Raw genomic sequence first — 9,524 nt, forward strand, 5'->3', positions numbered from 1 at the left:
ACCACTGTTATCAACGCGGAGTGGAGGCCACCTGATCTGTGGCATCGCGCATTCAACCTTGGTGACAAGGCAGTCATACTTCCCGCCTCGCACTGCGTGCTCGCCGGAACGGTACTTCAAAAAACCGCCGGCCGTGCTTGAACGAAGTGGTCGGTTTGGGGTGGACCTTGCCGGCGAGCGCGTAGCGCGAGAAGGGGTGGATGACTGCCTTGTCACAGGCGCTCATGGACCACGGTGTGGTCCGGCAGGTTTCCACTACCGGTGGTTGACCGGGGTGCCCGCTTCAGAATTAGCGGTTTGAGCCGCTTTCTTTTGCCTACTTTTCTTTGCGGCGGCAAAGAAAAGTAGGTGCTCCCCCGCACAGGGGGAAAGCTAATAGACCACAAAGAAAACAAGGAAAGGCCAACGCCGCAGGCAACACAAACATAAGCGCCGCGAGGGCAAAAAAAATCAAGGCAGCACGAACATAAGCGCCGCGCAGGCAAAAAATCAAGGAAGACCAACGCCGTAGGCACACAGACAAATACCGCCGCCAAAGGCAAAAAGCAAACCCACAGGAATGATCAAAATGCTAGAAGTAGAAAACCTGAACCAATACTACGGCGGCAGCCACATCCTCCGGGATGTGAAGCTAACAGTCCCGGACGGGAAGCTGACCGTCCTCCTCGGCCGCAACGGCGTAGGCAAAACAACCTTGCTCAGGTGCCTGATGGGCGTAGTCCAAACCAAAAGCGGCTCAATCGCCTGGCGTGGCACGCCAATCACAAAACTCCCCACTTACTCGAGAGTAGAGCAAGGCCTGGCCTATGTCCCGCAAGGCCGCGACATCTTCCCCCGACTGACAGTCGAAGAAAACCTGCTGGTCGGCGCCGCCAGCAAAAAAGCACCCAAAAAGATCCCGGACCGCATTTACGACCTCTTCCCAGTACTAAAAGACATGCGCACCCGCCGCGGCGGCGACCTCTCGGGCGGTCAACAGCAGCAGCTCGCAATAGGCCGGGCCCTCATGAGCGAGCCTCAATTGCTGATCCTCGATGAACCCACCGAAGGGATCCAGCCGTCGATCATCCAGGACATCGGCCGCACGCTGCGTCAACTGGTCGAAGAAATGGGCATGACCGTCCTGCTCGTCGAACAGTATTACGATTTCGCCAAGGAAATCGCCGATCGCTATTGGGTCATGAGCCGCGGTGAAATCATCGCGGGCGGCGAAGGCGCCAATATGGACACGGACGGCGTACGCGCCCTCATCGCCGTCTGACAAAGACGCCCGCCGCAGCGTGATATTCTCGCCGCATCACTACGGCAACGCGTCGGCCGCCGCTTGACGCGCGACGGCTCGCCCGGTCTCCATACGTCCATTCGCATGTCGCTTCACGAAAATCACGTCACGCTCGCCGCCGCGCAAAACACAGCGCACTCGCAATGGCGCGCACGTCTCGAACTCGGCTTCGTCAAACACGGCGAGCGGACCACGCTCGCTCACCGGCGGCACGACGGGCCGTTGCGCGTGCAGCGGCCGCTCTACCCGGAAGGCAATGCGATCTGTCATGCGGTGATCGTGCATCCGCCAGGCGGGATCGCGGGCGGCGATCAGCTCGATATCGATGTCGCGCTTGGCGCCGACACGCATGCCGTCATTACGACGCCCGGCGCGACCAAGTGGTACAAGTCCAATGGACGCGCGGCGCAGCAGACTATCGATGTGCGAGCCGGCGCCCACGCCCGGCTCGACTGGCTGCCGCAGAACAATATCGTGTTCGATAGTGCGAACGCTCAGCTTGAATTCACGCTGACACTTGCTGAAGGCGCTACCGCGATTGGGTGGGATGCTACGCAGCTTGGACGGCAAGCAGCCGGTGAACGGTGGTCGGATGGCCAGCTACGCGCTGTGTCGCGGATCGTCGACGCTGACGGTCAGTTGCTCTGGTTCGAACGCGCGAGTCTTGCAGCGGATGATCCGCTGCGGGATGCCGCGCAAGGGCTCGATGGGTTTCCCGCGTACGGGATGTTGTGGGCCGTCGGGCCCGCTTGCGACGATGCGCTTGCTGAGGCGCTCACTGCTCAACTCCCGTTTGACGATGCGCTGCGCGCCGGGGCTTCTTATGTCGGTTCTGGGGTTTTGATTGTGCGCGCCGTTTCTCGTTCTATGGAAACGCTGCAGCGGGCTCTGACTCAATGCTGGCTTCAATTGCGGCCTGTCGTGCATGGGGTTGAGGCGGTGCCGCTGCGGATCTGGTCGACGTAGTTGGCTTGCTTGCCTGCGACGCTGGGTTTTCTCTATTTGCCTGCGGCGGTGGCCTTTCTTTTGTTATCGGACTATTAGCGTTGCCCCTGTGCGGGGCAACAACTATTTTGTAAAAAACCGGTGCAAAAGCACTCAAACTGTTATCTGGCAAGGCTTTTAGCGATGTTTCGAGCATTGCAAATCAACGCTACCTCACACAACTAACCTGTCGCCCAGACGCACCATCAAAACTGTGCAGTCAGCTGAAACCCGACCGTCACGCGAGCGGCGTCGAAGCCCGACGGCTTGTAGATGGGCGTGCCGACGAACAGGTCGTACGCGAACGCGCCGTATTTCGCCGGCACGCTACCCCGCACACCGATCACCGCGCCGGCGAGTTGCGTCCCTGCCAGGAACGCGGTGTTCGGCCCGAACACATGGCCATAGTCGATCCCGGCATAGAGCGACTGGCCGGTCTGGCCGATCGGCATCTGAAGTTCGTTGCGCCAGTAAAAACCTTTCTCGGCCGCAAGCAGTGATTCACCGTCGAAGCCGCGCACCGTGTAGCGGCTGCCGATCGTCAGGTCATCGACGTAGAACAGGGTGTCGTTGGTGAACTGGCCGTGAACGGTCGTGACGTAACGCAACGGCTGGCTCGCGATGGCGAACGGCACCGACAGGTTCGCGTCGAGCACCGCCATGTGAAAACGGTACGTCGGGCCGGTCGTATACGGGTCCGGCGTCGCGCCGAATTCGTTGATGCCCTGCCGGTACGCGAGCGTGCCGTCGAACTGCGCACTGCCAAAATAGTGACGGTTGGTCAGTCCGGCCTCGACAAACGTGTTGTTGCGCTTCTGCTGCGTGATTTCCGTGTCATCGATGAAGCTGTCACCGAAGCGCTTTGTCAGCTGGAATTCCACGCCCGACACGTCATTCTGGCTGCGGTGGATCACGCGTTGCAGCTTCAGGCCCGCAGTCTGTGAATTGCCGCTGGAGACGAACGTCTGGTTCACGCCCGCGATCTGCTGGTAGTAGGTGTTCGTGTTGCCGAAGAGGGTCGCGGTCCAGTAGCCCCACGGCACCGAGTACGAGCCATTGAAGCCGTGCGAGCCGAGTCCCTTGTCATTGAACTCCAGGTCCTGGTTCGCGCCGATCGTGAAGATGTCGTTCAGCCCGAGCGGGTTGTCGATACCAAGACTCACATTACCCTGCAGCTTGCCGGTCGCGCGTGAGCCTGAATTGTCGATCGACGCGACGACACTCCAGGGCTTGGCGCGCTTGACCGTAATCACGACATCGCTTTCGCCGGGCGTATCGGTCGGCTCGATCTTCATGTCCACGTCCTGGCTCGCGACGCGCTTCATCTGCTCCAGCCCCTGTTCAAGGTCGCGCAGGTCCAGCAGGTCGCCGCCACGGGCCGGAAACGCGGTCTTCCACGTGCCGCGCGTCGCCGGATCGGCGAAGGCCAGTTGCCGGATCACGCCGGGCACGAGTGCGAGCTTCAGCGTGCCGGACGACAGGTCCTGCTCGGGCAGCAGCACGCGCGTGGTGATATAGCCACGGCTCAGAATGGTCTGCTGCAGGCCCTTCACCAGCACGTCAAGGCCCTGCTTGCCGACGCATGCCCCGGCATAGTGGTTGAGCCATTCGCGGGCGAACGCAAAGCGGTCCTGCGGCAACGCTGATGCACCCTGCGCGCGTATCGCGTCAGGCAACGTGGCGGGTACGTCCAACAGGAACGATCCGATGCGAAAGCATGGTGTTTCGGTCGGCAGTTCAGGCCAGCCCGAGGCGCGCTCCACGGTCGAGCGCACGGACGGCGTTTTCACGGTCGCTTCGCGTTGCTGCGCTTCGCGCTGCTCCTTCACCTGCTGGTTCTGTTCGGCATTGGCGCGTGCCGCTGCTGCCGTATCGGCCGGAGTCGGTGCCTGCTGTGCCTGGGCCGCGAGAGAGACAAGGGCCGTGAGCGGAAGAAGCGCCAGCCTCTTTCTGATTCTCATTGTTATTCAAATCCTGATTCTGTTCGTCACGCGAGCGAGGCGAATTGCGGGAGCCTGCCGCCGCGGTGGAATTCTGTAGATTTCTGAATGGTCGAATTTTTCGTGAATGGTCGTTTTCTCATGTTGCTCATTTTCGATGTGACCTATCGCTACCCACCGGATACTCTGCCCGGCACTTAACTGCAAGGCACGCTGCTTTCGCCAGCTTGTCCTGTTCAACCTTATCGCTACTGGCCTTGTCCGCAATTGCCTTCTTCTCATCAGCGCGTAGTTGCCAGTTGAAGTGATCCGCGTTCGCGCCTGCGAATGCGCCCGTTGCGCGCTGCTCAATCGGCTCAGGGGCGCGGGTGACGCTCCGCAGGGCCAAAGACATAGATGCAGAGCGCGATAACCATGAGAATCGTCAGCACAACGAGAAATAAATTTCGCCAGCCTCTACCCGTTGTCGGAAGATCGCTTAGGGCTCCAACTGTACCCATGCCTCCGCTGAGAAGATCAAGAGCGACAAGAAGCAAAACGGCAATGACCATGGTCGCCTTCGCAATCGTACCGAAGAACAATTCGGCGAAGCGGTAGGGCCACGCTGAACTTCTCAGCCGCACCGGGAGACGGCGAAACTCTGGATGTTTTTTCGAGAACATTGCTATGTGGTCGGTCGCCCAACGGCAAAGAAAAGCACAGTAGTTACAACGGTATTTGCAGTTGCCGAAATATGCATCACTGACGATAGCAAGGGGCGGGCTTTCTTTGGTTGCAAATCTCGGTACACGAATTGCCCACTCCGCAACGTCTGCTCACCAAGTTGAACCGCATCACATTGAGCGGATCGTCACCTTAGCCGATCGCATTGCTGTCATCGCAACGAGCGGCCTTGCATCATGTGCTCCGATTGTAAAAATCGGCATCTTCTCTGGTGAAGGTTCCTGAACTTTCTCAACTACTTGGATCGAGGTTCCTCGTTTCCAGTACTGTTGAATTCAGATTTCTCAACTCGATCAGGTCGCTCTAAACCCGAAATTCTTGCAATCCATACCCAAAGGACGGTACCAGCGCCAAAACCGATCCCGATCAAAATCCCGTCAATAGTGAGAATGCGCGGCAGCACTACATGGATGGCGTCGCTCCATCCGTGTTGGATACCCATTGACACAAAGGCAAATACTGGTATGGAAAGTGCGCCGACAATAAAGAAGGCCCAATAATTCACTTTTCGAGTCCAGTATGCAATGAGAGGCATTGCAAACGGCACTATTAAACCGTACATAGTTCCTACAAGAACGTCATGCTCCATGGGCACCTCGCGTCATCGATTCTGTTCGTACTGGTTCACGGCAGCCTGCGCGGCTTTACCTGCCGCCTGCCCTTGGAAAAAGCCATTGAGGCGAATCACTACTCCAGGTACTGTAGACACGTTCGTGATCTTGTTGGGGATGTCTGCCCATTTGAACATTGACGCACCAAAGACGCCATTTGCGGCCCCAACCGTAGTTGCAGCGCCAAGACCCAACAGGGAGAAATGTTGGTCGAATGCAGCCGCGGCATCTGCGCCTTGAAACTTCGCTATAGCAGCAGAAGCTGCGGCGACAAAAGTATATGAACCTGCAGAAACACTAGCGCCCGTGAGCGCGGCCGTGTAAAGCGAATACCCGGCCTGTGCAGCCTTGTATGCCGCTATCGTCTCCGGGCCGGCAATTGCTGCCGCAGCAAGCACTGCCGCTCCGCCGCCGACTTCGACTGCTCCCATTGCACCCCGGTTCACCGCCTGCGACAGTTCACCCTGCGCCTTGAGGACTTCCTTGAGTTGTGCGTCGGTACAGACATTGCCCGCTCCGCAATACCTGCTCACCAGATCGACCCGGATGGGATTGAGCGGATCGCTGCTCTTGCCGATTGCATTGCTGCCGTCGCAATGGGCGCCGTTGCATGATGTGCTTCTATTGTATAGATCGGCATTCGTCCCCGTGACTGCCCCTGAATTTCCACCCACAGCTGCGCCTGCGACGCCCGCCAGTGCGTTCGCCAGGATGTTCCCGAGCGCGCGATTCGCATCCGCGTCTCCGGTCGGATTCGAGTCATAAACGGCGTTACTGACCTGGTTCAGGTTGCCCGCCAGCGCGGAAGCTGCGCCAGCACCAGCAGCCCCGGCAAATGCATTGCCGCCGCCCATGCCCGCCAGCAATACGCCACCGGCTGTATGCATCGCCACGCGGTTAGCACCCCCTTCGGCCCACTTGCCAACTCCCGATGCAACCGCCGTTGCCGAATCGCGTTTTTTCCCGATGCAACAACCACTTGCAATCGGATTTCGCCTGACATGGATCTGAGCCTGCAATTTTTTGCCCCGACGCGGGTTTTGGCCTAAAGACGCGAGTCTGCCAGAAGGTAGGTTCTGGCCATCTCAATTACATTGCATCACGAACTAACTTCGTCCCGCCGGGTTTGACGGCGCACGCAGTGCGACGGCAAACCCGGCGGAACAGGGCCGTTGTGTTCCACTGCTCCAGAATCGCGCAGGCCTTCGCGTACCAACCTGACGCCGAACCCGTCAAGGCCGCGCGCAAGCGCGCCGAAGGCGCAGCCTTGACAGCCACCAGGGTTCTACGCTCGGCCATGCGGTGCAAGACGACACGGCGGCTTGCACCGCATGCGAAGCACGCTTTAGATTTTTTGTTTAGGGTTTGTTTTCCGTTACGCAGTAACGGCACATTGGGGAGCCCCCTGGGGGCGGACGGGGAGGCAGGCTGCGAGCACGGAGCGAAGGCCGCACCGCGGCCGCAGCCCGAGCGCAGCAGACAGCCGGGTGGGCGGGGTTCACACTATTGACTGGCCGCGCCGCGGCCCCTGACTTTTTCTTGCGCGTAGCGCCATGCCTGGGCTTTGCTTGTACGCCAGGTTTCTGGCCGGTTTATGGCCCTGACTTATCGGCGGGACCACCGGCGCGTTCACGGCGGGTAATGCGGATCTCTACAATCGAAGCACGGGCAACGGCGACGGTCAGGGAAGCACGACCAATTCGGCTGTGGATACCGCCCGCAATTCTGCTGCTGGTGTTTGGAATGGTCTCGTTTCGATAGGCGAGATGATCGCGAATGCGCCGAACGGCGGGCCGATTGCTTCGCCCGGGGATCCGGGGTATATCTCGGCAGATGGGTTGCGTTTGCCCTATACGGCGGGCGATCAGGTTGGGCCGGGCGTGGAATTCTTTGCTGCGGCACTCGCAACAAAGGGCGTTGGCAAGGGAACTGCTGCCGAGGCTGAAGCGGAGGTGCAAGCAGCGTTGAAAGCGGCGCAGTCCGCGTCTGGTGATTCGATCAAGCAAGCAGATTTAGTGAATCTCGCAGCTAACGGCGTGAAGTTCACTCCTAAAAACGTGGTGGCAACAGGAACCACATCAGCAGGACAGACCGTGTTTCTCGAGACCGGAAGTTCTAGCGCTGGGCTCCAGCATATTCTCCAAGAACACGGTGCGGAGTTTGCTAGCATTGGGGTATCGCCAGCACAAATTCCCGATGTGATCATCAAGACCATAACCAAAGGAACTATAGTTGGCTATCAAGGAGCAGGCACAGGCAGGCCAATCTATGAGTTGACCATTAATGGTCAACAACAACGTATTGCAGTCACGGTCGGAAGCAACGGATATATTGTTGGAGCAAATCCAAGAGGAAGTGCGAAATGAGGAAGATTAAGGTGATGGCGGATTACCAATGTTATCCGCTTTGGGATATGGCGCCTGGAATGTATGGGGACGTCGACCCTGACAGCTTGCCTATCTCGGCGGAGTTGAAACATCAATTTGTTGAATGGGCTCGGGAGTTCGATGCAACGTTGAATATGGACGATCCCGCGAACTCAGGTTTCGAAAGCGAGGAAGCAGCAGCAGCATTTAAAGCGCGTGGTCTCCAATTGGCAGAACGCTTGCAATCAGAGCTCGGCGCTGATGCCGAGATTTCGGTGAAAGCGTAATTACAACGACAGCAACCTTGGTGGCGGTCGACGTTGCCATCTGTAGCGCCGTTTAGTCTGGGGTGGTATCGAGCCCGCCGCCGCACAAGTCGTATTGACGAGTCCTGGTGAAAGATGCATGAATCGGAAAATATGAGGAATCGATGATGCAAGTTAAAAGAATATCGGCGTCTGGAGCGGCGATGCACGGAGCCTTAGTTGTGTTTATATTGGCATATCCGGCCTTGGTAATTATGAGACTTCTTCAGCATTTCGATCCCCAAGGCTCAGTCGGATCAGCTGGAGCACCTACGTGGGTCGTTTGGCTTGTCATGCCCGCAATCGCGTCACTGTTTTCGTCGGTGTGGATCATGTTGACATGTATCTCATACAATCTGGTGGCGAGGATGCTTGGCGGCGTCAAATACGAAGTATTCGAAGCAACCTCTTCCAAATAGTTTGGGCCGAAGGCGACTTGTGTGCGCAACGTGCACCCGGCGGGCCGGGGGCGCCAGACATAACGCAAATTAGCACCGTTCGGCGGGCCGGCAGACGCAACGGCTGGCGCGATGACGGCCCGCCAAACGGTGCTAATTGCCATACGTTATGTTTAATTGGCCGAAGGCCAATTTATCCCCGGCCCTCCTGGTTTCCGGCCGCAAGGCCGCACATGCCTTTACGTTCTTCACTTCCTGCCAGCGCATCCTGGCCGCTTTCGTGTCGATGGGCGTTCCTGCTTAACGCCCACCATCGCCTGACCGCTATCCGCCTGTCACGCCCAGCCGCGGCGTTGTGCGTATCGCCCAGGTCATGCAATCCAGCGTGGATGCGCTGGTCGGCCTCGAGCCGCTCATCGCGCCGCGCATTCACAATCCGCGGCTGCACGCGCTATATGAACAGATGGATTCGTTATCCGATGAGGATCAGCAGGCACTGATCGTCCTGATGGACAGCCTGGTCAAGCGTTCGCAGATGACCCGGCTCATGACAAGCTGAAGGAGAGAACCGATAAAGAAGCGCGGGCCGTGAGTGCTGGTAACACTCACGGCCCGCTGACCACAACCAGTTCAGTGGAGAACTGACTATGGCTGACGCCAATCTTAATGCATTGAACGCTCATCCCGAGCGACACGCCACCGTCCAGCAAATCATGCGCTGGCGACCCTCACCGAAACCCGGCAGGCCTTGGCGAACGCCAAGGTTTTTTCCGTGGCTGCGCATCGCCGGCATGTGGATTGAACAGGCCGGCTTCGAACCCGGCCAGCGCGTGAGGATCGAGGTCCAGCACGGCAGGCTCATCATCACGCCAGAGTGAGCAGCACAACAAACAGCAAACCCGGCCACGGCCGGGT

At 58.6% G+C, this 9,524-nt stretch carries 10 protein-coding genes; 6 read left to right on the top strand and 4 right to left on the bottom strand.

The genetic code is table 11. The features are described from left to right. Positions 1-568 precede the first annotated feature (568 nt). Complete coding sequence (gene urtE, locus AC3WLT_RS06775; RefSeq protein ID WP_492591133.1) at positions 569-1,261, top strand: urea ABC transporter ATP-binding subunit UrtE; 693 nt, start codon at positions 569-571, stop codon at positions 1,259-1,261. A 105-nt stretch (positions 1,262-1,366) separates the two neighbouring features. After that, positions 1,367-2,248 carry an urease accessory protein UreD gene (locus tag AC3WLT_RS06780; protein WP_492591134.1) on the top strand — a complete coding sequence of 294 codons (882 nt, stop codon included), beginning with the start codon at positions 1,367-1,369 and terminating at the stop codon, positions 2,246-2,248. Between the two features lie 224 nt (positions 2,249-2,472). Here AC3WLT_RS06780 and AC3WLT_RS06785 read toward each other — a convergent pair whose 3' ends face one another. The 4 genes from AC3WLT_RS06785 to AC3WLT_RS06800 form a co-directional block, all read right to left on the bottom strand. Continuing rightward, positions 2,473-4,227 carry a ShlB/FhaC/HecB family hemolysin secretion/activation protein gene (locus tag AC3WLT_RS06785; protein ID WP_492591135.1) on the bottom strand — a complete coding sequence of 585 codons (1,755 nt, stop codon included), beginning with the start codon at positions 4,225-4,227 and terminating at the stop codon, positions 2,473-2,475. A 335-nt stretch (positions 4,228-4,562) separates the two neighbouring features. After that, on the bottom strand, positions 4,563-4,868 hold the full coding sequence (locus tag AC3WLT_RS06790) for a hypothetical protein (protein ID WP_492591136.1): 306 nt from the start codon (positions 4,866-4,868) through the stop codon (positions 4,563-4,565). A gap of 296 nt (positions 4,869-5,164) precedes the next feature. Then, a complete protein-coding gene (locus AC3WLT_RS06795) occupies positions 5,165-5,518 on the bottom strand; it encodes a hypothetical protein (protein WP_492591137.1) in 354 nt (117 codons plus the stop codon). A gap of 12 nt (positions 5,519-5,530) precedes the next feature. Then, positions 5,531-6,559, bottom strand: a complete 1,029-nt coding sequence (locus AC3WLT_RS06800) for a hypothetical protein (protein WP_492591138.1) — start codon at positions 6,557-6,559, stop codon at positions 5,531-5,533. 687 nt (positions 6,560-7,246) lie between these two features. Between AC3WLT_RS06800 and AC3WLT_RS06805 the strand changes: the two genes are divergently transcribed. From AC3WLT_RS06805 to AC3WLT_RS06820, 4 genes are all read left to right on the top strand, one after another. After that, a complete protein-coding gene (locus AC3WLT_RS06805; protein WP_492591139.1) occupies positions 7,247-7,906 on the top strand; it encodes a hypothetical protein in 660 nt (219 codons plus the stop codon). Continuing rightward, entirely contained in the window at positions 7,903-8,193 is a 291-nt protein-coding gene (locus tag AC3WLT_RS06810) for an immunity protein CdiI family protein (RefSeq protein ID WP_492591140.1), read from the top strand. Before AC3WLT_RS06805 ends, AC3WLT_RS06810 begins: the two co-directional genes overlap by 4 nt. Before the next feature lie 801 nt (positions 8,194-8,994). Further along, complete coding sequence (locus AC3WLT_RS06815; protein ID WP_492591141.1) at positions 8,995-9,168, top strand: hypothetical protein; 174 nt, start codon at positions 8,995-8,997, stop codon at positions 9,166-9,168. A gap of 88 nt (positions 9,169-9,256) precedes the next feature. Next, a complete protein-coding gene (locus AC3WLT_RS06820; protein WP_492591142.1) occupies positions 9,257-9,487 on the top strand; it encodes a SymE family type I addiction module toxin in 231 nt (76 codons plus the stop codon). Positions 9,488-9,524 lie beyond the last annotated feature (37 nt).

It is taken from the genome of Paraburkholderia sp. FW306-2-2C-D06C, from assembly GCF_058781505.1.